The organism is Pseudomonas sp. KBN12P06040 (assembly GCF_037574965.1).
GTDB classification, from domain to species: Bacteria; Pseudomonadota; Gammaproteobacteria; order Pseudomonadales; family Pseudomonadaceae; genus Pseudomonas; species Pseudomonas aeruginosa.
This window is the reverse complement of sequence record NZ_JBBELS010000001.1, coordinates 3,232,916-3,255,616: the sequence shown is the minus strand read 5'-3', so window position 1 is coordinate 3,255,616 and position 22,701 is coordinate 3,232,916. Positions and strand designations below refer to the sequence as shown.

The window sequence follows — 22,701 nt, the reverse complement described above, 5'->3', positions numbered from 1 at the left end:
TGGCGTGGCCTGCCAGCAGCGAACGCTTACCATGGATAGCCAAGGCTCCATCAAGAACACCCTGATCGCCCAGTTGTTCCAGCAGAACTACGACTGGCTGTGCAAGAAGCTGTCCTACCAGACCGGCTGTAGCCACAGCGCCGAAGACCTCGCCGCCGAGGCCTTCCTGCAGGTCTGGATGCTCCCCGACCCGGCGTCGATCCGCTCGCCGCGGGCGTTCCTCGCGACCATCGCGCAACGCCTGATGTACGAGAGCTGGCGGCGCAAGGACCTGGAGCGCGCCTACCTGCAGATCCTCGCCGAGGCGCCGGAGGCGGTGCAGCCGTCGCCTCACGAGCAGTGGATGCTGATCGAGAGCCTGCAAGCCATCGACCGCCTGCTCGACGGCCTGTCCGGGCAGGCCCGCGCAGTGTTCCTGATGAGTCAGCTGGAAGGCCTGACCTACGTGCAGATCGGCGAACGCCTCGGATTGTCCCTGGGGCGCATCCACCAGTTGATGAAGGATGCCTTGCACTGCTGCTACCGGGGATTCCAGGAATGAGCGAGAAGCCGGAACGGCAACGCATCGTCGAGGAGGCCATCGAATGGATGGTGCGCCTGCAATCCGGCGACTTCAGCGCCGCCGAGGGCGATGCCCTGGAACGCTGGAAGGCGCTGTCGAGCGAGCATGCCGAGGTGTTCCGGCAACTGCTTGGCAGCCTCGCGCCGCTACAGGACTCGCCCTGGCGCGGCCAGCCGAGCGCTACCGTGCTGCGCGCCCTGGAGCAGCCGTCGAGCCGCCGGCGCTTCGTCGGCGGCGCCCTCGGGCTGTTCGTCCTGCTCGCCGGCGGCGCCGGCCTGGAGCGCTGGGTCCAGGCCGGCATGGGCCTGCCCGGCGAACTGGCGACCGGCACCGGCGAGCGCCGCGACTGGTTGCTGGCCGACGGCAGCCGCCTGCGCCTGAACGCGCGGAGCAAGGCGCGGCCGCTGTTCGACGGCACCCAGCGACGCCTGGAACTGCGGCGCGGCGCGTTGCGCCTGGAAGTGAAGGAGGACCCGCGCGGCACCTTCGCCCTCGACTGCGCCTCCGGACGGGTGGACTGCGCCAGCGGCAGCCTGCTGCTTGCCGAGGAGCGCGGGGCGATCCGCCTGGTGACCCTGCGCGGCAGCGCGCGGCTGACCACCGGCGAGGGACGCCAACTGGTGGTGGCGGCACGGCGCAGCCTGCTGTTCGATGCCGGCGGCCTGCTCGAACAGGGCCCGATGCAGGCCGGAGAGGACGCCTGGGCCAGCGGCTGGCTGGAGGTCCACGACCGTTCCCTGGCCTGGGTCGCGGAGGCCTTCCGGCCCTATCTGCCAGGCATCCTCCAGCTCGACGCGGAGATCGCCGGCAACCGCGTCAGCGGTCTGTTCCCGCTGGACGACATGCACACGTCCCTGGACATGCTCGGGCGCAGCCTGCCGATCCGCGTGCTGCGCTACAGCGACTACTGGATCAGCCTGCGCCCCGCCTGACTCATTCGTCGAAGAACAGCAGGCAACGCAGTTCGATACTCTGCCGCGGCGGCGCATCGGCCGGGGTGCAGGGATCGTCGAAGGCGGTGTGCGCGCCGAGGCGGGCCTGCGCGTCCTCCCGCGAATCGTAGATCTTCAGCAGCAGCGCTTCCTCCGGCAGCAGGTGCGGGTAGTAGTACCAGCGGTGCTCCGGGTTGGGCTTGACCGAGTAGGTTTCGCCCACCTTGTCGCGGTACACCAGGTCACTGGCCACCAGGTCGTCGAACGCCAGGCTGCGGGCGTCCAGCAACGCCAGCGGCGCGCGCTGCGCCGGGTGGCCGAACGGACGCCACAGGTTGACGATCTGGAAGCGTCCGGCCAGGCGCCGTTCGGCGCGTTCCGCCGGCAGGTGATCGCGGACCCGGCGCGGCGCCGAGCGCAGGGTCTGGTCGTTGTGCACGTAGCGCACCGGTTCGCGCAGGCCGCGTTCTTCGCGCCCGGCCTGGTCGACGCGCACCGTGTGGTCGAAGATCACCGCCTCGGCGGCGCCGGTCAGGCGGCGGAGCAGGGCGATGCTTTCCGGGTAGTAGCGTTCACGAACCTGGGCTTCATCCTCGAAATCGCCCACCGCGCTCGCCTCGCGCACCAGTTGGAAACCCTCGCGCTCCAGGCTGGCCGGTTGCGCCAGCAGACGCGCATTGCGGATCGCCACCCGGGTCGGCTGCAACAGCGCGCTGCGCTGCGGCGTCCCGGCGGGGGCCGGATAGGTGTAGGCGACCGGCCGTTGGCCGTTGTCGCGGATATAGTTGACCTCGGCCTCGACCTGCTCCGGCCCGTGCGCCGGCCATGCGTGTTGCTGGCAACCCATGTGTCGTTCTCCCGTTGCCAGCGGAGATGCCTCCGCTGCCGCGCCGCCGGATGCCGCGCGTGAACGGCCAATCTAGCCGCTGGCAGGCGGCGGCGAAACGAACATCGAGCGCTGGCGTCCTGCCTTCGTGGAATAAGCCCGGAGCGGCTCAGGGCATCGCGCCGAGTCGTCGCCGCTGGCGATACTGGCGCGGCGTCATGCCTTTCCAGCGCCTGAAGGCGTGGATGAAGTTGGACACCTCGCCGTAGCCGAGGCGCTCGGCGATCTCCTCCAGGCGAATCGCGCCGGTGGCCAGCAGCTCTTCGGCGAGGGCCTGGCGCACCTCGTCGAGCAACAGGCGGTAGCTGCTGCCCTCGTCGTCCAGGCGGCGACGCAGGGTACGCACGGTGAGGTGCAGTTCCATGGCCAGGGTCTGCATGTCCGGCAAGTGGCCGGGCGTCCTCAGCAAGCGGTCGCGGATGCGTCCGGCCAGACCGCCGCGCACCTGGCGGCGGGCGAGCAGGGCGCGGCACTGTTCCTCGCAGGCGCGCGCCACCTCTGGATTGGCGCCGGGCAGCGGGAGGTCGAGGAAGCGCCGTTCGAAGACCACCCGGTTGTCCGCCTGGCCGAACGCCGGGCACAGGCCCAGCTCGCGCACGTAGGGCGCGGGATCGGCGGGCGGTGGGCGGCGGAAGCCGGCGCGGAGGATCGGCAGGCGCTGCCCGGTGAGGTCGCGCTGGATGCGCAGCACGCCACCGGCGTCGCGTTCGAGGAGGAAAATCCGCAGGTCCTCGGGAATGCCGGCGTCGTCGAGCACCAGGTGCGCTTCGTCGTCGTGTACCTCCAGGCGGATGCCATGGAAGGCGAAGGTCAGGTCGAGGTAGCGCAGGCCCAGTTGCGCGGCGCTGAGGAAGGTCGGGCTGCTGAGCAGGGCGAAGCCCCAGATGCCGTAGGCGTTGAGGTGATAGCGCAGGCCTGCCGCCAGGCCCGGTGCGCAGGCGTCGCCCAGGTGCCGGACCAGGTTGCGCACGACGCTCAGTTCCTGGGCCGCGTCGATTTCCCCGGAGGGATCGCCGAGCAGGCGGATATCCAGGCCGCTACCTGCCAGGCACTGCTCCAGGCCGAGGCCGCGGTCGATGCCGAACTGGATCAGCAGGTGCGCGCTGATGGCGCTGCGGCGGGGAGACCAGGGCGGAGTGGGCATGGTGGCGTCCGAGGTTGACCGAAAATCACAACTTTATGTCCGGCCCGGCCATAACGCCAGTCGCCCCGGCGAACTAGGATGCTGCCATCCGCCGCTGGGCGGAATCGCGCCGGACGGCGTGGCAAGCAACAAACGGGAGCACAACAATGCACAACGAGTCCCGCCCTGAAGCCCCCTTGCGGGTGCTGGTGGTCGGCGCCGGCTTCGCCGGTCTCGGCCTGGCGATCCGCCTGCGACAGGCAGGCATCGACGATTATCTGGTGCTGGAAAAGGCCGCCGACGTCGGCGGTTGCTGGCGGGAAAACCGCTACCCGGGCGCCGCCTGCGACGTCCCCTCGCATCTCTATTCGTTTTCCTTCGAGCCGAAGGCCGACTGGTCGCGCAAGTTCGCCCCGCAGGCGGAAATCCTCGACTACCTGCGGCATTGCGCGGACAAGTACCGTCTGCGCGAGAAGATCCGTTTCCACTGCGAGGTGGAGGAGGCCCGTTTCGACGCCGGCAGCGGCGAATGGCAGGTGCGCTGCGCCGACGGCCAGACGCTGCGCGCACGGGCCCTGGTCTGCGCCACCGGCCAGTTGAGCCGGCCGCTGCTGCCGCGCCTGCCCGGCCTGGAGCGCTTCCAGGGTCCGGCGTTCCACTCGGCGAACTGGGACGCCGAGGTCGAGCTGGCCGGCAAGCGGGTCGCGGTGATCGGCACCGGAGCCAGCGCCATCCAGTTCGTCCCGCGGATCGCCCCGCAGGTGCAACGCCTGTCGCTGTTCCAGCGCAGCGCGCCCTACGTGATCGCCAAGCCGGACCGCGCCTACGCCGACTGGGAACGCCGCCTGAAGGCGCGCTGGCCGTGGCTGCAACGTCTGGATCGGGGGCTCAAGTACCTGCACCACGAATCGCGGATGCTCGCCTTCGCGACCTTCCCGGCGCTGATGAAGGTGATGCGGCTGAGCTTCCATCGTCACCTGCACCGGCAGATCGCCGATCCGCAACTGCGCGCGCGGCTGGTTCCCGACTACCCTCTGGGTTGCAAGCGCATCCTGATCAGCAACGACTATTACCCGGCGCTGGCCAGGAGCAATGTCGAACTGGTCGACACGGGCATTCGCGAAGTCACCGAAGACGCCGTGGTTGGCCGTGACGGCCGCCGGCACGAGGTCGACGCGATCATCTTCGGTACCGGCTTCGCCGCCACCGAGTTCCTCGCCCCGATGCGCATCCTCGGCCTCGACGGACGCGACCTGCGGCAGGCCTGGGCGGATGGCGCGGAAGCCTACAAGGGCATTAGCGTCAGCGGCTTCCCCAACCTGTTCATCCTTTACGGGCCGAACACCAACCTCGGTCACAACTCCATCGTCTACATGCTGGAAAGCCAGTTCCCCTACGTGCTCGGCTGCCTGCGCCAGCTCCAGGCGCAGGGCTTGCGCTACCTCGACGTGAAGCCCGAGGTCCAGCGGCGCTTCAACCTGGAGGTGCAACAGGGGTTGCGCCATACCGTCTGGGAGCGTGGCTGCGACAGCTGGTACAAGACTGCCGCCGGCAAGAACACCAACAACTGGCCGGGCTACACCTTCGTCTATCGCTGGCGTACGCGCCGGCCGGAGCTTGCCGACTATGACCTGGCCCGCTGAAGCGCCCCTGATGTCGCCGCCGCAACGCCTGCGCGCCGGTCTCCTGCGCGGCTGCCTGCGCCTGTTGTTCCGCGGGCTGGTCCGTCCGCCCATGCCAGTGGCGCTGCAACGCGGCGTGCTGCGCGGGCTGAGCCTGGCGACGCTGGGCGCCGGCGGCGTCGTTCGCGAGCGCCGCAGCCTCGCCGGCGTGCCCTGCGAGTGGTTGCGGCCGCGCGGGGTGGAGGCGCGGCGCCGGGTGCTCTACCTGCACGGCGGCGCCTACCTGATCGGCTCGCCGGCGACCCACCGGGCGATCACCACGCACCTGGCCCGGCGCTGCGCCGCCGAGGTCTGCGCGGTGGACTACCGGCGTGCCCCGGAACATCCGTTCCCCGCCGCCCGCGACGACGCCCTGGCGGTCTACCTGGCATTGCTGGAGGCCGGCCATTCGCCGCGCCGACTGCTGCTCGCCGGTGACTCGGCGGGCGGCCACCTGGCGCTGTCCCTGGCCCTGGAGCTGAAGGCGCGCGGCTTGCCGTTGCCGGCCGGGTTGCTGCTGTTCTCGCCCTGGACCGACCTCAGCTGCCAGCGCCTGCATACGCCAGCGGCCGGCGACCCGCTGCTGTCGAGGGCCTGGCTGGAAAGCGCGGTGCGCCTGCTGCTGCCGGCCGACGCGGAGCCAGGCTCGGCCGCCCTGTCGCCGCTGCATGCCGACCTGGCGGGGCTGCCGCCGCTGCTGGTACAGGTCGGCGAGGACGAACTGCTGCGCGACGACAGCCTGCGCCTGGCGCAACGGGCCGGCGAGCAGGGCGTCGCGGTGCGATTGCAGCGCTACGCCGGTTGCTGGCACGTGTTCCAGGCCCATGCCGGTGTGCTGGCCAGCGCCGACCGGGCGTTGGACGAGGCGGCGGCGTTCGTCGTCGAATGCAGCGCGGAGGGCGGCCAGTGCAGAACATCCTGATCAGCGGTGCCGCCTCCGGGATCGGCGCCGCCAGCGCGCGGCTGTTCCACCGCCGGGGCCGGCGGGTCGGTTTGCTGGACATCGATGCCGAGGCGTTGCGCGGCTTGGCCGCGGAACTGCCGGGCGCCTGGCAGAGTGCCGTGGACGTCAGCGAGCCCGACGCGGTCGGCGAGGCGCTTGCGCAGTTCTGTGCCGATGGCCGCCTGCGCCTGCTGTTCAACTGCGCCGGCATCCTGCGTTTCGGCCGCTTCGAAGAGGTCGCCCTGGAGGACCACGCGCGGTTGCTGGCGATCAACCTGCAAGGCGTCCTCAACTGCTGTCACGCGGCCTTTCCGTTCCTGCGCGCGACGCCGCAGGCGCAGGTACTCAACATGGGCTCGGCATCGGGGCTTTATGGCGTACCGGAGATGGCCGTCTACTCGGCTTCGAAGTTCGCCGTGCGCGGGCTCACCGAGGCGCTGGAGCTGGAATGGCGCCGCCACGGGATTCGCGTCGCCGACCTGATGCCGCCGTTCGTCCGCACGCCGATGGTCGCCGGGCAGACCTACCGACCGCCGGTGTTGCGTCGCCTGGGGCTGAGACTGGACGCCGAGGATATCGCCGAGGCGGCCTGGCGGCAGGCGCACAGCCGGCGGGTACACCGGCCGGTGGGCGGGTTGTTCACGGCGCTGTACTGGGCTGGGCAGTTGTCTCCGCCGTGGGTGAACCGGGCGGTGATGGCGTGGTTGTCGCGGGACGAATAGGCACTTGCGTTTATCCGCCGCTTATCCGGGGTATTGGCGGATACCGCCTGTGGCGGTATTCGCCCTACAGGCCTGCGGAAACGCCGGCTGCCGCTCCAGCTCCGTAGGGCGAATAACCGCTCGCGGTTATCCGCCGCTTATCCGCGACATCGGCGGATAACGCCCGTGGCGTTATTCGCCCTACGGATCAGGACTTCGAAATGAACTCCTCTCTCAGGCTCATGGCGTCGTGGTCTTTCCCTGGCAACTCCGCACACCTGTCCGCTATGTCTCCGGTCCGTACAGACGCTTGCAAAAGGGGCTCGCCTGGGAAGGCGAAACGAGAAGCCGGGGCAGGCAAGGAAATCAGCTTGCCCAGCACATTCAGACTCAAGACCACGACGGCAGAAAGTGGCCAGCCTCAGGCCGGCAACAATGGCCGACAGGCCTCGACGAAGCGCCGGCAGGCACCCGCACATTCGCGCTCCAGCGGCTCGTCGCCATCGCAACGCTCCGCGCATGCCAGGGCATAGCGCGCCGCCAGCTCGCAGGCGGCCGGCGCCCATGGGCTGCGGCGCTCCAGCAGCAGGGCGGCGAGGCGGCAGAGGTCGGCGCAGTCGCCGGCGTGCTGGCGTTGTTCCCTGCTGGACTCGATGCAGAGCGCCAGGTAGCGCTCGCACGCGCGGATGCAGGCCTGGGCTGCGAGCCGGCAGCGCTCTTCCGGCGCCTGGGCGGCGGCACCGCCGAGCAGGGCGTCGGCGTCGGTTTCCAGCAGGGAACCGGGGTCTTCGTTTCCGGGATCGTTGATGGCGCGGGTCATGGCGGCACCTCCTGGCGATTGCGCCCATGCGGGCCCTGTCCCTTGGGCCGGTCGCCCGCGCCGACAGTTCAGTCGATTTCGCCGTCGGCACCGCCGCTCGATTGCCTTGAACCCTCGCCTGCGGCGCCAGTCCTCACTGGTACGACCCCAGACACGACCAGGAGGCGAGAATGTCCAGCACGGTTGCCGATCAATTGCTCGAACGCTTGAGCCAGTGGGGGGTGAAGCGCGTCTTCGGCTACCCCGGCGATGGCATCAACGGGATCATGGGCGCCATGGGCCGGCGCGCCGAGGCATTCGACTATATCCGCGTGCGCCACGAGGAGATGGCGGCCTTCATGGCCGGCGCCCACGCCAAGTTCACCGGAGAGGTCGGGGTGTGCCTGGCCACCTCGGGGCCGGGCGCGATCCACCTGCTGAACGGGCTCTACGACGCGCGCATGGATCATCAGCCGGTGCTGGCCATCGTCGGCCAGCAGGCGGCTACCGCGCTGGGTAGCGACTACCAGCAGGAAGTCGATCTGCAGAGCTTGTTCAAGGACGTTTCCGCCTATGTCGAGACCGTGGTCAGCCCGGCACAACTGCTCCATGTGCTGGACCGAGCCCTGCGCGTGGCGGTCGGCGAGCGGCAGGTGGCGACGGTGATCGTGCCCAACGACGTGCAACAGATGGCGGCCCCGAAGCGCCAGCCCCACGAGCACGGCCACGTGATGTCGGCGGTGGGCTTCGTCCAGCCGCGACCCTACGCGCGCGACGCCGACCTGGAAGCCGCCGCGGCGATCCTCAATCGCGGCCGGCGCGTGGCGATCCTCGCCGGTGCCGGGGCCCTGGGCGCGCACCGGCAACTGGAAGCGGTCGCCGAGCGCCTGGCCGCCGGAGTGGCCAAGGCGCTCCTGGGCAAGGCGGCGGTTTCCGACGACCTGCCGTACGTGACCGGCTCCATCGGTCTGCTCGGCACCCGCGCCAGCAGCATGCTGATGGAGCATTGCGACACCCTGCTGATCGTCGGCAGCACTTTCCCCTACAGCGAGTTCCTACCCAAGGCCGGCCAGGCGCGGGCGGTGCAGATCGACCTGTATCCGCGCAACATCGGTATCCGCTATCCGATCGATCAGGCCTTGCTCGGCGATGCAGGGGAAACCCTGGAGCGCCTGCTGCCGCTGCTCGAGCAGAAAAAGCACGGCGCCTGGCGCCGCCGGGTCGAGCGGGCGGTGACGGCCAGTCGCGAGGAAGCCCGGCGCCAGGCCGAAGAGCCCGCCGACCCGATCAACCCGCAGCGGGTATTCCGTTCCTTGTCGGAGCAACTGCCGGACGATGCGATTCTCTGCGGCGACAGCGGCTCGCATACCAACTGGTACGCCCGCGACATCCGCATGCGCCCGGGCATGCTCGGCTCGCTGTCGGGCAAGCTGGCGACCATGGGCAGCGGCGTGCCCTACGCCATCGCCGCCAAGCTCGCCTATCCGCAGCGGCCGGTGGTGGCGATGGTCGGCGACGGCGCCATGCAGATGAACGGCAACGCCGAACTGGTCACCGTGCAGCAGTACTGGCAGCGCTGGGACTCGCCGACCTTCATCGTGCTGGTGCTGAACAACGGCGATCTCAACCAGGTGACCTGGGAGCAGCGTGCCCTGGCCGGCGACCCGGAGTTCAGCCCGGCGCAGGAAGTGATCGATTTCCCCTACGCGCGTTATGCGGACATGCTCGGCTTCAAGGGCATCCGCGTGGATCGCCCGGAGGATATCGACGCCGCCTGGGCCGAGGCCTTCGCCGCCGACCGCCCGGTGTTGCTGGAGGTGGTCACCGACCCGAACGTGCCGCCGCTGCCGCCGCACATCAGTTTCGAGCAGGCCAAGCACCTGCTTGGCGCCATGCTGCAGGACGATCCCAAGCGCTGGGGGGTGATTCGCCAGAGCGCCCGGCAGGTCCTCGCGCGGCACTGAGCAAGGCGGTCGCGGCGCTCAGTCGGCGCGGCCGCTACGCAACTGGTCGGCCAGTTCGCGGTGGTGGTAGAAGCGCGCCAGCCATTCGTCGGCGAAGCGGCGCAGGTCGGGATCGGCGGAGTTTCGGGCGATTCCCTCGAAGCGTGCGACCAGACGGTCCTGCTGGCGAATCTGCGCGTCGAGGAAACCGCGCTCGTCGAAGCCGCCGGGAGCGGCGGCCTGCCGTTCGGTCTGGCGCGGCGAGGGCAGCGCCAAGGCCTTTTCCCCGGCCAGGGCGCGCAACTGATGGTCGAACTCCTGCTGTTCGGTGAGTACGCGCTTGGCATAGAGCTGCACCGCCTTGTTTTCGGAACGGCGCATGGCTTGCTCGGCTGCCTCCACCTGGGCCTGGCTGTCGGCCAGGCTGTCGGCGAGCAGGGCGCGGGTATCAGCGGGTTCGGCCTGGACGACCAGGGGCAACAGCAGGGCGGCGATCAGTGACAGGCGACTGGGCATGGCGGACCTCCGGACGGGACGAGTGTGCGGTGGACGCTCGCCATACCGCGCCGTTCAAAAAAACCGCCTATGCGTCCCAGGCCGCCAGCAGGCGTCGATGCTCGCGGTGCGCCGCCTCCTGCACCGTCGGCAGCAGCCGTACCCGCTGGCCTGGCAGGCATTGCGCCAGGCGCGCCAGCGCCAGCGGGGCGAGGGCGCCGAGACGGGGATAGCCGCCGATGGTCTGGCGGTCGTTGAGCAGGACGATCGGCTGGCCGTCCGGCGGCACCTGCACCGCGCCCAGGGCGATGCCTTCGGAGATCATCGATTGCTGCCGGCATTCCAGGCGCGGGCCGAGCAGACGTACGCCCATGCGGTCGGCGCGGGTATCCACCTGCCAGTCGCCGTTGAACGCATCGAACAGGCTCATGGCCGGGAAGTCGCCGATCTGCGCGCCGAGGATCAGCTCCAGGCGCGCTTCGCCGGCGCAGTCCATGATCCGTTCGCTGGGCATCGGCAGCGTGCGTGGCCGTGCGCCATCGGCCAGCCAGCCGAGGCTGTCGCCTGCGGCCAGGGCCTTGCCGTCGGCGCGGGGGCCGCCCAGGCCTTCGCGGGCCACCGTGGCCAGGCTGCCCAACTGGCGCTCGCCGGCGAAGCCGCCGGGCGCCGCCAGGTAGGCGCGGGCGCCCTGGCGCGGGTGGGCGAAGGCCAGGCGCTGGCCGCCGCGCACGGCGAACGCGCCCCAGGCCGGCAGCGGCTGGCCATCGAGGGTCGCGCCGAGATCGCCGCCGGCCAGGGCCAACCAGCCGTCGGCACGGCATTCGGCGACGAAACCGCCGAGGGCGATCTCGATCACCGCGGCGTCCAGGGGATTGCCCAGCAGCCAGTTGGCCCAGCCCATGGACAGCCAGTCGAGGGCGCCGCCCTGGGTCACGCCGAGATGGCGGCAGCCGAAGCGGCCGCGATCCTGCAACTGGACCAGCGGGGTGCTCTGGCACACCCGCAGTCCGCCGTGGATGGAGTCGTTCATGCCTGGACCTCCAGGGGCGTGTCGTCGCCGCCGAGGCGGACGAATTCGGCGTGTCCGATGGGTTCGAAGCGCACCCGGTCGCCGGCGCGCAGCAGGCTGTAGCCGTCCAGGGTGAGGTCGAACAGGCGCACCGGGCAGCGCCCGAGCAGGTTCCAGCCGCCTGGCGAGGCCTGCGGATAGACCGCCGTCTGGCGCTCGGCGATGCCGACGCTGCCGGCGGCGATGCGTTGCCGGGGAGTCGCCAGGCGTGGCGCCGCCAGGGCTTCCTCGACCAGCCCCATGAAGGCGAAGCCGGGGCTGAAACCGAGGGCGAAGACCCGGTACTCGTGCTGGCTGTGGCGGCGGATCAGCTCGGCGACGCCGAGCTGCTTGCGCCGCGCCAGGGGTTCCAGGTCGGGGCCGACCCGCGGGTCGTACCAGGTCGGCAGGACGTACAGGCGGCCGCCGTCCTGGCGTTTCGGGCGCAAGTCGGACAGCGCCGCGGCGATCCGCGCGCGGGCCTCGCCGGGGTCGAGCTGGAGCAGGTCGTATTGCAGGAGCAGGGTGGTGTAGGACGGCACCAGGTCGAGCAGGGCGGCGCCGAACGCCGCCCGCAGGTTTTCCTCCGCCGCCAGCAGCCAGGGCATGTTGGCTTCGTCGATGCGCTCGAACAGGCGCAGGACGAAGCTGTCGATGGCGGCCACCTCGATGCGCGGTTGCGGTTGGCTCATGCCGCCTCCAGGGCGTCGCGGATGCGCCGCACCGCGGCCAGCGAGGCGGGGTTGTCACCGTGTACGCAGAGGGTCTGCGCCTCCAGCGCCAGGGCGCTGCCGTCGCTGGCTCTCAGCGGCGCGCCACGGGCCAGCAGGAGGGCCTGGGCGAGCACCGTCTCGGCGTCGTGGTGTACCGCGCCGGGCTGGCTGCGCGAGACCAGGTAGCCGGCGCCGTCGTAGGCGCGGTCGGCGAACGCCTCGAACCACAGCTCGATGCCGTGGGCCGCGCCCAGCGCGCGCGCCGCGGTATTGTCGCGGGTGCTCATCAGCATCAGCGGCAGGGCGCGGTCGTAGGCCGCCAGTGCGCGCAGCACGGCGGCGAGGATCGCCGGGTCGCGCATCATGTCCTGGTACAGCGCGCCGTGCGGCTTGACGTAGCGTACCCGTTCGCCCTCGGCGCGGCAGAGTCCGTCGAGGGCGCCGATCTGGTAGAGCAGCAGGTCTTCCACTTCCTGCGCCGAGCAGGCCAGCGAGCGCCGGCCGAAGCCGACCAGGTCGGGGTAGCCGGGGTGCGCGCCGATGCGCACGCCATGCTCCACCGCCAGGGCCACGGTGCGGCGCATGGTGCCGGGATCGCCGGCGTGGAAGCCGCAGGCGATGTTGGCGCAATCGATCAGCGGCATCACCTCGGCGTCCAGGCCCATGCTCCAGGCACCGAAGCTCTCGCCGATATCGCAGTTCAACAACAGGCTGTTCATGCTGGTTCCTTCAGGTCATTGCTCGCCGGACCTCACCACAGCGCCAGGCTGTAGCTGAGGATCAGGCGGTTTTCGTCGAGGTCGTTGGCGAAATTCGAACGCACCGTGGCGTTGCGCCATTTCACTCCGAGGTTCTTCAGCGGCCCGCTCTGCACCACGTAGCCGAGGTCGGTGTTGCGTTCCCATTCCTTGCCGTCGTTGGCCGCGCCGCGGGCGACGTTGTCGCCGGAGACGTAGCGGCTCATGAAGCTCAGGCCGGGCAGGCCGAGCGCGCCGAAATCGTAGTCGTAGCGCAGTTGCCAGGAGCGCTCGTCGACGTTGCCGAAGTCGCCGATCTGGATGAAGTTGACCAGGTACGGGTCGCTGCCGGCGATGTAGGGATAGGGATCGTCGCCGCTGATCCGCTGGTAGCCGGCGGCCACCGCGTGGGCGCCCAGGCGCAGGCTGAAGAGGGCGCCGAAGGCGCGGTTGTCCAGGTCGCGGAAGCCGCCGTCCTCGCTGGCCCGGGCGAAGCGCAGGTCGCTCTTGAGCGAACGCTGTCCGCCGAGGTCGAGGGTGTGTACCAGGCCGGCGAAGGTCTGTCGGTAGATGTCCTTGAGCCGACCCTGGTGCAGGCTGGCGGTCAGCGCCGGGGTCAGGCGATAGTCGCCGCCGGCGAAGTCGAAGGCATCGCTGCGCCCGCCGATGCGGTTGGCGCTGAACACCTGGTAGTCGCTGGAGCTGTTCAGCTTGTTGCGGTCCAGGTGCGCGCCGCGCAGGGTCAGGCCGTCGATCTCCTGCACGTCGAGCAGCGCGCCGCGGAACAGTTCCGGCAGCAGGCGGGTGTCGTTGGCCGAGACCAGCGGGCTCTTGAAGTGCAGCGCGCCGACCTTGAGCAGGCTGTTGGAGACCCGCGCCTTGGCGGTCAGGCCGAGCTTGGCGTAGTCGTCCTGGGAACCCCCGGCGGAGCCGTCGGCCGGCAGCAGCCCGGTTCCGCCGCTGCCGCCGCCGGAGTCGAGCTTGAGGCCGAGCAGGCCGATGGCGTCGACGCCGAAGCCGACGGTGCCTTCGCTGAAGCCGGACTCCAGGCGCAGGAGGAAGCCCTGCGCCCATTCGTCGGCGTTGTCGCGCGCGCCGCTCTGGCGGAAGTCGCGGTTGAAGTAGAAGTTGCGCAGTTCGAGGCTGGCGTGGCTGTCCTCGACCAGGTCGGCCTGGGCGAGCAGCGGCCAGCCCAGCCCGCTGCCGACGAGCAGCGCGGCAGCCAGGCGGGGAGTGGGATGCATGCTGGGGTTTCCTCGGTCGACGGCTCAGAGTTCCAGTTGTTTGCCGCGGGTTTCCGGCAGGCTGAGGGCGGCGAGGATCACCACGCCGTAGGAGACCGCGGCGAAGGCGCCGATCCCCAGGCCCAGCGAGAGCTTCTGGCCGAGCATGCCGATCAGCATCGGGAACAGCGCGGCGATGGCGCGCCCGGCGTTGTAGCAGAAGCCCTGGCCGGAGCCGCGGATGCGGGTCGGGAACAGTTCGGTGAGGAACGAGCCCATGCCGCTGAAGATGCCCGAGGCGAAGAAGCCGAGCGGGAAGCCGAGCCAGAGCATGGCGCCGTTGCTTACCGGCAACTGGGTGTAGAGCAGGACCACGGTGAAGGAGCCGACGGCGAACAGGACGAAGTTCTTCTTGCGCCCGATCAGGTCGGTGAGGAAGGCACTGACCACGTAGCCGACGTAGGAGCCGAGGATCACCATCGCCAGGTAGCCGCTGGTGCCGAGCACGGTCAGCCCGCGCTCGGTCTTGAGGAAGGTCGGCAGCCAGGCGGTGATGGCGTAGTAGCCGCCGAGGGCGCCGGTGGTCAGCAGCGAGGCGCGCAGGGTGATGCTGAGCATGCCGGGGGCGAAGATCTCGTAGAAGCTGACCTTGTCGGCGCCCTGGTTGCGCTGCCTGGCCTCGCGGTAGATCGCCGGTTCCTTGACCAGCCGACGCACCACCAGGACGAACAGTGCCGGCAACAGGCCGAGCATGAACAGCGCGCGCCAGGCCTCCTCCGGCGGCAGCAGGCTGAACATCAGCGAGTAGAGGATGGCGGTGAGGCCCCAGCCGATGGCCCAGCCGGACTGCACCAGGCCGACCGCCTTGCCGCGGTCGCGGGCCTTGATCACTTCGCCGATGAGTACCGCGCCGGCGGTCCATTCGCCACCGAAGCCGAAGCCCATCAGGGTCCGCGCGACCAGCAACTGCTCGTAGTTCTGCGCGAGGCCGCAGAGGAAGGTGAAGAAGGCGAACCAGAGCACCGTCAGTTGCAGGGTCAGCACCCGGCCGATGCGGTCGGAGAGGATCCCGGCGATCCAGCCGCCGGCGGCGGAGGCGAGCAGGGTCATGGTGTGGATGAAGCCGGCTTCGCCGGTGCTGATCCCCCACAGGGCGATCAGGGTGGGGATCACGAAGCTCAGCATCTGGGTGTCCATGCCGTCCAGGCCGTAGCCGATCTTGCAGCTCCAGAAGGCCCGGCGTTCCTGCTTGTCGAGGGCGCGATACCAGCCGAAATGACCGTCCCGGGAAGCGTCCGGGCCGGCGTCGAGGGTCATGTGTTTTTCCATGGGGGCACCGATCGTCGTTATTGGTGTTATGAGGATTCGGTGGGCGCCGTCGCACCCGGTGGTTGCATTCTTCGAGGCTGGCCAGCGAGCGTCCAACTAATTTATGCGGCCGCCGGGGATAAGAAATTTCGATGGCGGAGCAGGCCGTCATGCGTCGATCATGTGCCGCCGGAAGGCGGGCGCTGGCATGGAAGCTGCTCGCTCCTGCCACCTTGTGTCCCTTGCCCGTCGGTGCCCGCCACATGAACCTGAAATTCCTCGAGACCTTCGTCTGGGTCGCGCGCCTGAAGAGCTTCCGCCTCACCGCGGAGAAGCTGTTCAGCACCCAGGCTTCCATTTCCAGCCGGATCGCCGTGCTGGAGGACGAACTCGGCGTGAAACTGTTCGTCCGCGACTCTCGCGGCGTGACCCTGACCCCGGAAGGCGACAAGGTACTGGCCTACGCCGAGCGCATGATGGACACCATGCACGCGCTGAAGCAGTCGCTCGACACCGGCGCCAGCACCCAGGGACGGATCCGCATCGGCGCCATGGACACGGTCATCCACACCTGGCTGAGCCCGTTGGTGGCCAGGGTCACGGAAACCTTCCCGGCGGTGGAGATCGAGCTGATGGCGGATACCGCGCGCAACCTCTCCGAGCAGTTGCAGAAGGGCTACCTGGACCTGATCTTCCAGACCGACTCGCTGCGCCACGAGTCGGTGCTCAACCTGGAACTGGGCAGCTACCCGCTGCGCTGGATCGTCTCCACCGGCTCGATCTACCACCGCGACTACGCCTCGCTGGCGGACCTGGCGCGGGAGCGGGTGGTGACCTTCTCCAAGCACTCGCGGCCGCACCAGGACGTGCTCGGCCTGCTGCACGCCAACGGCGTCGCGGCACCGCGCCTGAACTGCGTGAACTCGGTGGCGGCGATGACCCGCCTGCTGCGCGATGGCTTCGGCGTCGGCGCCTTGCCGCCGGCGCTGGTCAGCCAGGAACTGGAACGCGGCGAACTGACCCTGCTGCGCCTCGGCCCGCCGCCGCCGAACCTGCCGGTGGTGGTGTCCTGGCGCGGCGGCACCGGCCTGGAGCTGGTGGACGAAGTGGTGGAGCTGAGCAAGACGGTGCTGGCCGACTACGCGGCCAACGTCGGCCCGGAGTGCATGCTCCTGGCGCCGCTGAAGAAAGGAGTGGGGCGGCTGCGTTCGCGTTGATTCGGATTTTCCGATCGCCCCCGGCGGAAAAATCTCGTTGGACGCTGACCGCCGTCCGCTTCTACAAACCCGCCAACAACCACGTCCGCCAGCGCACGGAGCCGCCATGCCCGAACCGACCTTCCACGAACTCGCGCAACTGCCGCCGCCGGTCCTGCGCCAACTGATCCGCCGCGGCGACTACGCCGGCCATACCAGCGGCCTCGGCCAGCGCCACTTGCAGGCCAACCTGGTGATCCTGCAGAAATCCTGGGCCGACGAGTTCCTTCGCTTCTGTGCCCTGAACCCCCGGGCCTGCCCGCTGCTCGACGTCAGCGAACCCGGCTCGCCGCACTTCGCCCGGCTCGGCGCGGATATCGACGTGCGCAGCGACCTGCCGCGCTACAGGGTGCATCGACGCGGTCAGGAGCCCGTCGAGGTGAGCGACATCGGCACCTTCTGGGAAGCGGATTTCGTCGCCTTCGCCATCGGCTGCTCGTTCTCCTTCGAACAGGCGTTGCTCGACGCCGGCATCGGCCTGCGCCACCTCGAGCTGGGCCGCAACGTGGCGATGTACCGCACTGCCATCGCCACCCGGCCGAGCGGTCGCCTGGCTGGCCCCACGGTGGTATCGATGCGGCCGTTGAAGGCCGCCGAGGCGATCCGGGCGATCCAGATCACCAGCCGTTTCCCGATGACCCATGGCGCACCGCTGCACCTGGGCGATCCGGCGCTGATCGGCATCCGCGATCTGGCGCGGCCCGACTACGGCGACCCGGTGCCGCTCGCGGCGGACGAGATCCCGCTGTTCTGGGCCTGCGGGGTCACGCCCCAGGCGGTACTCGCCGAAGCCCAGCCGGAGCTGTACATCAGCCACGCGCCGGGGCACATGCTGGTCAGCGACCGACTCTACGACGAACTCTGAGAGGCGTCGTCCTTCGCCGGACCGGGGATGATCGCCAGGTGGCGCAGGGCGTCCGGCTCCAGGCTGTAGCTCTTGCCGCTCGGCGCCTCGACGAGCCGGCCGAGGGCGTAGAGGGTGAAGTAGCGCACCGTTTCGGCGCAGCCGAGGATGTCTTCGAGGTAGCGCCGATGCGGATAGGCCTGCAAGGTTTCCGGGGCGACGTAGAGGAATACCGGCTTGCCGTCGATGCGGTCGCGGAACTTGAAGCGGAAGCCTTGCGGCCGGTTCGGCGAGCCGTAGCGCTTGGGCAGCAGGTCGGCGCCGCCGTAGAACACCTTGCCGGCGCTGCCCGGGGTGGCATAGCCGATGTGCTGGAAATAGGCGCGCAGCGCTATCCGGCCGAGGCCGCTGATGTGGATGTCCAACTGCTTGAATTCGTCCGCCGGCAGTTCGGCGCGGGCCTGGCGGAAGGTGTCGACGAGCTGTTCGAAATCGCGGGTGCGCCGCCGCCGTTGCGTTCTCTGCCGAGGCGCGGCGGGAGCGTCGGCGCGCACTGCGGCGGAGGCCGGCGGCTGTTCCTCGGCGTCCGGGTCCGCTGGTGGCGGCGCGGCTTCCTCGGCGATGGCCGGATCGAATTCCTCGACGTAGGCGTCCAGCTTGTCGCGGATGCGCCGCTGGCCGGCCTCCTCGGCGGATTCGCCCGGGCGCAGAGCGTCCTCGTCGTCCTCGACGAACCACTCGCAGTCCGGCAGGTGGGTGGAATGCGGGAACTTGCTGAAGTGCGCGGCCTTGCGGGTATCCTGCGGCAGCTTGTCGTAGTTGCTCGCCGATACCTTGATCCCCTGTGCCCGGCACGCTTCGCTGGAGCAGAGGAAGTCGAAGCGTTTGCGCGGCTCGGCCTGGGAGAAGTATTCACGGCGGGCACTGGCGATGGAGATCACCCGATCCAGTTGCACGCAGTAGGCCAGTGCTATCCGTTTGAACGCCATGTTCCCAGTCCTTCCGCCGGTTCGAGCGGGCCATTATGGCGCCTGGCGATGGGTAGGCAAGCCGGCGGCCTCCCGCGCCTGCCGAAGCCGGGCGCACGGCCTCGCTCGAATTCAAGCGCAAGAACCGGAGTTCTTGCGCTTGAACGGCGAATTAGTCTGCGGGCATCATCCGCTCCCACAGGGGAAACGCCATGAGCCAGCAGCCCGATCCTTGCAACGCCTACCACACCGACGAACAGCGCTGGGCCGCCGTGCTGGCGCGCGACGCGGCGGCGGACGGGGCGTTCGTCTATGCGGTGAAGACCACTGGGGTCTATTGCCGTCCGAGTTCCTCGGCGCGTCGGCCCAGGCGCGAGAACGTCGAGTTCTTCGCCACTGCCGAGGCCGCCGAGGCCGCCGGCTATCGGCCCAGCCGGCGCGCCGCCGGCGACCGCAGCCTGGCGGCGGAGCAGCGCGCCGAGCGGGTGGCGCAGGCCTGCCGGATGATCGAGACGGCGGAGACGCCGCTGGCACTGGAGGCGCTGGCCGCCCGACTGGGCATGAGTCCGTTCCACTTCCATCGCCTGTTCAAGGCCGAAACCGGCCTGACGCCCAAGGCCTACGCCTCGGCCTATCGTGCCCGGCGCCTGCGCGAGCGCCTGGGCCAGGCATCCGCTTCGGTGACCGAGGCGATCTACGAGTCCGGTTTCAACTCCAACAGCCGTTTCTACGAGTCCTCGTCGCAACGCCTCGGCATGCGCCCGCGCGATTACCGCGATGGCGGCGCCGGCGCGGCGATCCGCTTCGCCATCGGCCAGTGCTCGCTGGGCGCGATCCTGGTGGCGCAGAGCCAGCGCGGCATCTGCGCGATCCTCCTCGGCGAGGAGCCGGAGCCGTTGCTGCGCGAGTTGCAGGACCAGTTCCCGCGCGCCCAGCTGCTCGGCGGCGACGCCGACTTCGAACGGCTGGTGGCGCAGGTGGTGGGCTTCGTCGAGTCGCCTCAACTGGGACTGGACCTGCCGCTGGACGTACGCGGTACGGCGTTCCAGGAACGGGTCTGGCAGGCACTGCGGGAAATACCGCCGGGCAGCACGGCGAGCTATGCGCAGATCGCCGAACGGATCGGCGCGCCGCGAGCGGTGCGCGCGGTGGCCCAGGCCTGCGCGGCGAACCGGATCGCAGTGGCGATTCCCTGCCACCGGGTGGTACGTCGCGACGGCGACATTTCCGGCTACCGCTGGGGCGTGGAGCGCAAGCGCGAACTGCTGCGCAGGGAAGAGCGGGATTGAGCCCAAGGCCAGGCGATACGCGGCCCGGAATGCAAAAAGCCCACTCGATGGTGGGCTCTATGCAATGGGGCGCTGGTCCTTCAGCTGGTTCCAGTATCCATGTCAGCGGTGAAAATTTCGTGAAATGAAACAACAACCCTGACCGTTCGTCCTTTCCTCCGTCGTTTCATTCGTCGCTGCACGCACGCGCCTGCTTCAGGTAGTGCAACACCTGGCGCTCGCCGTGGGAGTCCAGGTATACCAGGGTGGCGCGCACCACCTGGCAGGTATCGCTGGGCGCCTCGTCGACGCTCAGCACCCTGGCCACGTCCAGCGGCATGCCGTAGACGTAGTCGGCAGTCGCCGCACCGGCGATGGCCGGCACCAGCAGTAGTGCGACGCAGCAGAGGTAGAGCTTGGCTCGGTTCATGGACGGTATCTCTCCATCCCCCCGCGAAGCGACGGCGCAAGGGCGCCGCCGACGCCATGGGTGGAACCCGCTTCGTCGTTCGCGACGGGTTCGCCACCTCCGTCCAGCAGTATAGAACGGCGGCCTCAGCCGCCGTCGAGGGAAAGGATGTAGCCCAGTTGCGGTGCCGAGCGCCCGGCCAGCAGGTCCTGGTAGACCTCCAGCACCTCGCTGCCGCCGACACCGTGGCGGACCTGGATCCAGCCGCCGACGAAGGCCGAGAACTCGCCCCAGACTTCCGCCAGGCGCGCCTGGAACGCCGCGCCGCCCCAATCCTTGAGGCGTTTTTCCGCCTGCGCCGGGGCGAAGAACAGCTTCGGCGTCGGACCCGGCAGCGCCTTCGGCAGGCCACCGCGCTGGTCCCAGTGGGCGGCGCCGACCAGGCAACTGTAGCGCAGGCGGTCGCCCAGGCGCTGGTGCAACTGGCCGAGCAGGGCGCCGTTGCCGGCGAAATCCACGCTCAGCGCGTCTCCGCTGGCGTCCAGTGCGTCCAGGCGGTCGTAGGCCAGGACCTCGTCATAGCAGCCCAGGCCTTCGACGAAGGCGCGGTTGCCCGCGGAGGTCAGGCCGACGATGCGGTAGTCCTGGCCGCGTTGCGCACGATTGCGCTGGAGGAGGAAGGCCAGGCCGATGGCGGTCTTGCTCGAGGCACTGCTCAGCAGCAGGTCGGTGGCGCCGAAGAAGGCATGCTCGGCGAGGAAGTCGTCGAGCAGGAACGAGGTGGTGAACAGCGGCCGCAGGAGCATCTGCAGGGCCTCGTCGGAGGCCCGGTAGAGCGGGTCGCTGCTGCAGCGCAGGTACTGGTTGTAGACCGACGGGAGGTTCCGGCGGTGCTCGCTGGCGTCGACGAAGCCGCTGCCGCGGACCTGCGCCGGCGCGACCAGCAGGTGGCTGGCCATCGGATAGTAGCCATAGAAGCGCTCGCCCGGTTCGACCCCCGGGCAGCGCGAGGCAAGCACCTCGGCGAAGCCCCAGACCGGGACGATGCCCAGCCCCTCGCCGGCCGGGAAGAACTCCCAGTAGCGCAGGGCATCGCCGAGGGCGGCATAGGTGACGTTGTTGGCGGTCAGGGCGAACTCGCCGACCGCCAGCAGCGCCTGGCCTTCCGCCAGCGCCTCCGGGGCGGGCAGGTTGCGCGTACGCAGGGCGGCGGTGGCGAGCTGGCGACGCTCGACCACGACTTCGGTGATGCGGGTCATGGCAGGTTCCTCCGCCTCAGGCCTTGCTCGCGGCCAGATAGGGCGCCAGGCGCCGGCCCATTTCCTCGCCGAGGGCCTGGAGGCCGCTCATGGGACGGACCATCACTTCGAAGTCGACGATCCGGCCGTCGTCGTCGAAGCGGATCATGTCGATGCCTTTCAGTTCGCGTTCGCCGACCCGTGCGCTGAATTCCAGCACCACGCTGCGGCCGTCGGCGCTGGCCAACTGGCGGTGATAGGCGAAATCCTCGAAGACCGTGAGCACGGTATTCAGGATCATCGAGACCACCGGTGCGCCGGCATACGGCTTGTGCGCCATCGGCGAGCGGAACACGGCGTCGGGGTGCAGCAGGCGCGGCAACCCGGAGAGGTCGCGGCGGGCGATCAGCCCGTGCCATTCGGCGAGGGTGGCGGCGGCGTTGGCTTCGAGCGGCAGGCTGGTCATACGGTGGCTCCTCTGGCGGGTGCTGGACTGTATCCCCGGGGCGGCCGGGGACCGGCAGCGGGGCGCAGCCTCACCATAGGTCGCGGGAAAGGCCTCGCTCAATGATCGAAAGTGACGGAAGACTGATCCTGGCGCGCAACCTATGACTCAGCCCTGTTCGATCTGCACGATCTGCTCGCGCAGCCATTGCAGGCCGGGCGTCGCTTCCTGCTGGCGATGCCAGATCAGGTTGACCTGCACCGGGGCCATCTCGAAGGGGACGTCCGCCAGTTGCAGACCATGGCTGCCGGCGAAACGCTCGGCCAGGCGGCGCGGCACGGTGCCGAGCAGCTCGGTGCTGGCGACGATGGCCGGGATGGTCAGGTAGTGCGGCACCAGCAATTGCACCTGGCGCTGTACCCTGGCCGAGCCGAGGACGATCTCCAGCGGACTGCCGCGCCCGACGCGCGGCAGGATCGAGACGTGCTGCGCGGCCTCGTAGGCGGCGCGGTCGAGGCCGCCGCGGAAGGCCGGATGGCCCTGGCGGCCGATCACCACCAGGCGTTCCTCGCCGACCGGCCGGTAGGCCAGCTCAGGCTCGTCGAAGTACAGGTAGTCGATCGCCAGGTCCAGTTCGCCGCTGGCCAGCTGCGCCGGGATCGAGGCGCCTTCGTCGGGCCGCACCTCCAGCGTCACCTGCGGGGCCAGGGTCTTCAAGCGGGTTACCAGGCCCGGCAGCAGGCGCAACTGGGCATAGTCGTTCATCGTCAGGCGGAAGCTCCGCGCAGTGTGCGGATCGAAGGTTTCCTGGGAGCCAAGGCCGGCCTGCAGCAGATGCAGGGCCTGGCGCACCGGCACGTACAGGGCGAGGGCGGCGGCGGTGGGTTCCAGGCCCTTGGCGGTGCGCCGGAACAGCGGCTGGTCGAGCTGTTCGCGCAGGCGGGCGAGGGCGTTGCTCACCGCCGGCTGGCTGCGATGCAGGCGGATTGCCGCGCGCGACAGGTTGCGTTCGCGCATCAGGGCATCGAAGACCAGCAGCAGGTTGAGGTCGAGCTGCTGCAAGTTCAGCTTCATGAATAATCCTCATTCTATTTATCCATTACCCTGATAAGACTGGCATCGCTACACTCGAATGCAAGCCCTTCCGCCCCGGCGGATCGGCCCGGTTCGCGGCCCAGCCAATAACAATCACACGCGAG

Annotated in this window: 23 protein-coding genes; 9 read left to right on the top strand and 14 right to left on the bottom strand. The window is 69.5% G+C overall.

What is annotated here, in order from left to right; translation table 11 throughout:
- The first annotated feature begins 31 nt into the window (after nucleotides 1–31).
- Nucleotides 32–541 (top strand): sigma-70 family RNA polymerase sigma factor, encoded by a 510-nt coding sequence (locus VQ067_RS15380; RefSeq protein ID WP_003107976.1) that lies wholly within the window; start codon nucleotides 32–34, stop codon nucleotides 539–541.
- The gene (locus tag VQ067_RS15375; protein ID WP_014603795.1) at nucleotides 538–1,494 is read left to right on the top strand and encodes a FecR family protein; all 957 of its coding nucleotides are present in this window, start codon (nucleotides 538–540) and stop codon (nucleotides 1,492–1,494) included. The genes VQ067_RS15380 and VQ067_RS15375 overlap by 4 nt, the downstream gene beginning before the upstream one ends.
- 1 nt (nucleotide 1,495) lies before the next feature.
- Here the strand turns inward: VQ067_RS15375 and VQ067_RS15370 are convergent, their stop codons facing one another.
- Both VQ067_RS15370 and VQ067_RS15365 read right to left on the bottom strand, forming a co-directional pair.
- Complete coding sequence (locus tag VQ067_RS15370) at nucleotides 1,496–2,341, bottom strand: CmcJ/NvfI family oxidoreductase (RefSeq protein ID WP_033989885.1); 846 nt, start codon at nucleotides 2,339–2,341, stop codon at nucleotides 1,496–1,498.
- A 148-nt stretch (nucleotides 2,342–2,489) separates the two neighbouring features.
- Nucleotides 2,490–3,524: an AraC family transcriptional regulator gene (locus tag VQ067_RS15365; protein ID WP_009315681.1), complete on the bottom strand. Its 1,035-nt coding sequence runs from the start codon at nucleotides 3,522–3,524 to the stop codon at nucleotides 2,490–2,492.
- A 146-nt stretch (nucleotides 3,525–3,670) separates the two neighbouring features.
- On the opposite strand from VQ067_RS15365, the gene VQ067_RS15360 reads away from it, so the two are divergent.
- From VQ067_RS15360 to VQ067_RS15350, 3 genes are read left to right on the top strand one after another with little or no spacing between them, the layout of a single operon-like run.
- Nucleotides 3,671–5,146: a flavin-containing monooxygenase gene (locus tag VQ067_RS15360; RefSeq protein WP_023084306.1), complete on the top strand. Its 1,476-nt coding sequence runs from the start codon at nucleotides 3,671–3,673 to the stop codon at nucleotides 5,144–5,146.
- A 10-nt stretch (nucleotides 5,147–5,156) separates the two neighbouring features.
- Complete coding sequence (locus VQ067_RS15355) at nucleotides 5,157–6,086, top strand: alpha/beta hydrolase (protein ID WP_003121672.1); 930 nt, start codon at nucleotides 5,157–5,159, stop codon at nucleotides 6,084–6,086.
- Nucleotides 6,071–6,829, top strand: a complete 759-nt coding sequence (locus tag VQ067_RS15350; protein ID WP_074241060.1) for an SDR family oxidoreductase — start codon at nucleotides 6,071–6,073, stop codon at nucleotides 6,827–6,829. The genes VQ067_RS15355 and VQ067_RS15350 overlap by 16 nt, the downstream gene beginning before the upstream one ends.
- Nucleotides 6,830–7,229: 400 nt before the next feature.
- On the opposite strand, the gene VQ067_RS15345 is transcribed toward VQ067_RS15350, so the two are convergent.
- Complete coding sequence (locus VQ067_RS15345; RefSeq protein ID WP_003088822.1) at nucleotides 7,230–7,628, bottom strand: four-helix bundle copper-binding protein; 399 nt, start codon at nucleotides 7,626–7,628, stop codon at nucleotides 7,230–7,232.
- Nucleotides 7,629–7,798: 170 nt separating this feature from the next.
- Between VQ067_RS15345 and VQ067_RS15340 the strand changes: the two genes are divergently transcribed.
- Nucleotides 7,799–9,571: a thiamine pyrophosphate-requiring protein gene (locus VQ067_RS15340; protein ID WP_003088823.1), complete on the top strand. Its 1,773-nt coding sequence runs from the start codon at nucleotides 7,799–7,801 to the stop codon at nucleotides 9,569–9,571.
- An 18-nt stretch (nucleotides 9,572–9,589) separates the two neighbouring features.
- Here the strand turns inward: VQ067_RS15340 and VQ067_RS15335 are convergent, their stop codons facing one another.
- From VQ067_RS15335 to VQ067_RS15310, 6 genes are all read right to left on the bottom strand, one after another.
- A complete protein-coding gene (locus VQ067_RS15335) occupies nucleotides 9,590–10,066 on the bottom strand; it encodes a DUF4142 domain-containing protein (RefSeq protein ID WP_015502986.1) in 477 nt (158 codons plus the stop codon).
- 67 nt (nucleotides 10,067–10,133) lie between these two features.
- A complete protein-coding gene (locus VQ067_RS15330; RefSeq protein WP_033989878.1) occupies nucleotides 10,134–11,075 on the bottom strand; it encodes a 5-oxoprolinase subunit C family protein in 942 nt (313 codons plus the stop codon).
- Complete coding sequence (locus VQ067_RS15325; RefSeq protein WP_023117388.1) at nucleotides 11,072–11,785, bottom strand: 5-oxoprolinase subunit B family protein; 714 nt, start codon at nucleotides 11,783–11,785, stop codon at nucleotides 11,072–11,074. Before VQ067_RS15325 ends, VQ067_RS15330 begins: the two co-directional genes overlap by 4 nt.
- On the bottom strand, nucleotides 11,782–12,525 hold the full coding sequence (locus tag VQ067_RS15320; RefSeq protein ID WP_033989875.1) for a 5-oxoprolinase subunit PxpA: 744 nt from the start codon (nucleotides 12,523–12,525) through the stop codon (nucleotides 11,782–11,784). The genes VQ067_RS15325 and VQ067_RS15320 overlap by 4 nt, the downstream gene beginning before the upstream one ends.
- Nucleotides 12,526–12,557: 32 nt before the next feature.
- Entirely contained in the window at nucleotides 12,558–13,787 is a 1,230-nt protein-coding gene (locus VQ067_RS15315) for an OprD family porin (RefSeq protein WP_022580105.1), read from the bottom strand.
- A gap of 24 nt (nucleotides 13,788–13,811) precedes the next feature.
- Entirely contained in the window at nucleotides 13,812–15,083 is a 1,272-nt protein-coding gene (locus tag VQ067_RS15310) for an MFS transporter (protein ID WP_003088828.1), read from the bottom strand.
- A 254-nt stretch (nucleotides 15,084–15,337) separates the two neighbouring features.
- On the opposite strand from VQ067_RS15310, the gene VQ067_RS15305 reads away from it, so the two are divergent.
- Both VQ067_RS15305 and VQ067_RS15300 read left to right on the top strand, forming a co-directional pair.
- Entirely contained in the window at nucleotides 15,338–16,291 is a 954-nt protein-coding gene (locus VQ067_RS15305; protein WP_003088829.1) for a LysR family transcriptional regulator, read from the top strand.
- Between the two features lie 106 nt (nucleotides 16,292–16,397).
- On the top strand, nucleotides 16,398–17,195 hold the full coding sequence (locus tag VQ067_RS15300) for a putative hydro-lyase (RefSeq protein WP_033989873.1): 798 nt from the start codon (nucleotides 16,398–16,400) through the stop codon (nucleotides 17,193–17,195).
- On the opposite strand, the gene VQ067_RS15295 is transcribed toward VQ067_RS15300, so the two are convergent.
- Nucleotides 17,180–18,163: a hypothetical protein gene (locus VQ067_RS15295; RefSeq protein WP_033989871.1), complete on the bottom strand. Its 984-nt coding sequence runs from the start codon at nucleotides 18,161–18,163 to the stop codon at nucleotides 17,180–17,182. The two genes, VQ067_RS15300 and VQ067_RS15295, sit on opposite strands and share 16 nt — an antisense overlap.
- 191 nt (nucleotides 18,164–18,354) lie before the next feature.
- Between VQ067_RS15295 and ada the strand changes: the two genes are divergently transcribed.
- Complete coding sequence (ada, locus tag VQ067_RS15290) at nucleotides 18,355–19,431, top strand: bifunctional DNA-binding transcriptional regulator/O6-methylguanine-DNA methyltransferase Ada (protein WP_014603800.1); 1,077 nt, start codon at nucleotides 18,355–18,357, stop codon at nucleotides 19,429–19,431.
- 166 nt (nucleotides 19,432–19,597) lie between these two features.
- Here the strand turns inward: ada and VQ067_RS15285 are convergent, their stop codons facing one another.
- The 4 genes from VQ067_RS15285 to bsrA form a co-directional block, all read right to left on the bottom strand.
- Complete coding sequence (locus VQ067_RS15285; RefSeq protein WP_003088835.1) at nucleotides 19,598–19,840, bottom strand: DUF2790 domain-containing protein; 243 nt, start codon at nucleotides 19,838–19,840, stop codon at nucleotides 19,598–19,600.
- A gap of 125 nt (nucleotides 19,841–19,965) precedes the next feature.
- On the bottom strand, nucleotides 19,966–21,078 hold the full coding sequence (locus tag VQ067_RS15280; RefSeq protein ID WP_003109878.1) for a DUF2855 family protein: 1,113 nt from the start codon (nucleotides 21,076–21,078) through the stop codon (nucleotides 19,966–19,968).
- 16 nt (nucleotides 21,079–21,094) lie between these two features.
- Complete coding sequence (locus VQ067_RS15275) at nucleotides 21,095–21,523, bottom strand: nuclear transport factor 2 family protein (RefSeq protein WP_003088837.1); 429 nt, start codon at nucleotides 21,521–21,523, stop codon at nucleotides 21,095–21,097.
- Nucleotides 21,524–21,670: 147 nt separating this feature from the next.
- Entirely contained in the window at nucleotides 21,671–22,576 is a 906-nt protein-coding gene (gene bsrA, locus VQ067_RS15270) for a LysR family transcriptional regulator BsrA (RefSeq protein ID WP_033989867.1), read from the bottom strand.
- Between the last annotated feature and the right edge of the window lie 125 nt (nucleotides 22,577–22,701).

Bases quoted from the DNA above. Each gene is read 5' to 3' on its own strand.
- VQ067_RS15315 (WP_022580105.1), bottom strand. From the start codon at position 13,787: ATGCATCCCACTCCCCGCCTGGCTGCCGCGCTGCTCGTCGGCAGCGGG.
- bsrA (WP_033989867.1), bottom strand. From the start codon at position 22,576: ATGAAGCTGAACTTGCAGCAGCTCGACCTCAACCTGCTGCTGGTCTTC.
- VQ067_RS15320 (WP_033989875.1), bottom strand. From the start codon at position 12,525: ATGAACAGCCTGTTGTTGAACTGCGATATCGGCGAGAGCTTCGGTGCC.
- VQ067_RS15295 (WP_033989871.1), bottom strand. From the start codon at position 18,163: ATGGCGTTCAAACGGATAGCACTGGCCTACTGCGTGCAACTGGATCGG.
- VQ067_RS15310 (WP_003088828.1), bottom strand. From the start codon at position 15,083: ATGACCCTCGACGCCGGCCCGGACGCTTCCCGGGACGGTCATTTCGGC.
- ada (WP_014603800.1), top strand. From the start codon at position 18,355: ATGAGCCAGCAGCCCGATCCTTGCAACGCCTACCACACCGACGAACAG.
- VQ067_RS15335 (WP_015502986.1), bottom strand. From the start codon at position 10,066: ATGCCCAGTCGCCTGTCACTGATCGCCGCCCTGCTGTTGCCCCTGGTC.
- VQ067_RS15370 (WP_033989885.1), bottom strand. From the start codon at position 2,341: ATGGGTTGCCAGCAACACGCATGGCCGGCGCACGGGCCGGAGCAGGTC.
- VQ067_RS15330 (WP_033989878.1), bottom strand. From the start codon at position 11,075: ATGAACGACTCCATCCACGGCGGACTGCGGGTGTGCCAGAGCACCCCG.
- VQ067_RS15325 (WP_023117388.1), bottom strand. From the start codon at position 11,785: ATGAGCCAACCGCAACCGCGCATCGAGGTGGCCGCCATCGACAGCTTC.
- VQ067_RS15285 (WP_003088835.1), bottom strand. From the start codon at position 19,840: ATGAACCGAGCCAAGCTCTACCTCTGCTGCGTCGCACTACTGCTGGTG.
- VQ067_RS15375 (WP_014603795.1), top strand. From the start codon at position 538: ATGAGCGAGAAGCCGGAACGGCAACGCATCGTCGAGGAGGCCATCGAA.
- VQ067_RS15355 (WP_003121672.1), top strand. From the start codon at position 5,157: ATGTCGCCGCCGCAACGCCTGCGCGCCGGTCTCCTGCGCGGCTGCCTG.
- VQ067_RS15300 (WP_033989873.1), top strand. From the start codon at position 16,398: ATGCCCGAACCGACCTTCCACGAACTCGCGCAACTGCCGCCGCCGGTC.
- VQ067_RS15280 (WP_003109878.1), bottom strand. From the start codon at position 21,078: ATGACCCGCATCACCGAAGTCGTGGTCGAGCGTCGCCAGCTCGCCACC.
- VQ067_RS15275 (WP_003088837.1), bottom strand. From the start codon at position 21,523: ATGACCAGCCTGCCGCTCGAAGCCAACGCCGCCGCCACCCTCGCCGAA.
- VQ067_RS15305 (WP_003088829.1), top strand. From the start codon at position 15,338: ATGAACCTGAAATTCCTCGAGACCTTCGTCTGGGTCGCGCGCCTGAAG.
- VQ067_RS15365 (WP_009315681.1), bottom strand. From the start codon at position 3,524: ATGCCCACTCCGCCCTGGTCTCCCCGCCGCAGCGCCATCAGCGCGCAC.
- VQ067_RS15340 (WP_003088823.1), top strand. From the start codon at position 7,799: ATGTCCAGCACGGTTGCCGATCAATTGCTCGAACGCTTGAGCCAGTGG.
- VQ067_RS15380 (WP_003107976.1), top strand. From the start codon at position 32: ATGGATAGCCAAGGCTCCATCAAGAACACCCTGATCGCCCAGTTGTTC.
- VQ067_RS15345 (WP_003088822.1), bottom strand. From the start codon at position 7,628: ATGACCCGCGCCATCAACGATCCCGGAAACGAAGACCCCGGTTCCCTG.
- VQ067_RS15360 (WP_023084306.1), top strand. From the start codon at position 3,671: ATGCACAACGAGTCCCGCCCTGAAGCCCCCTTGCGGGTGCTGGTGGTC.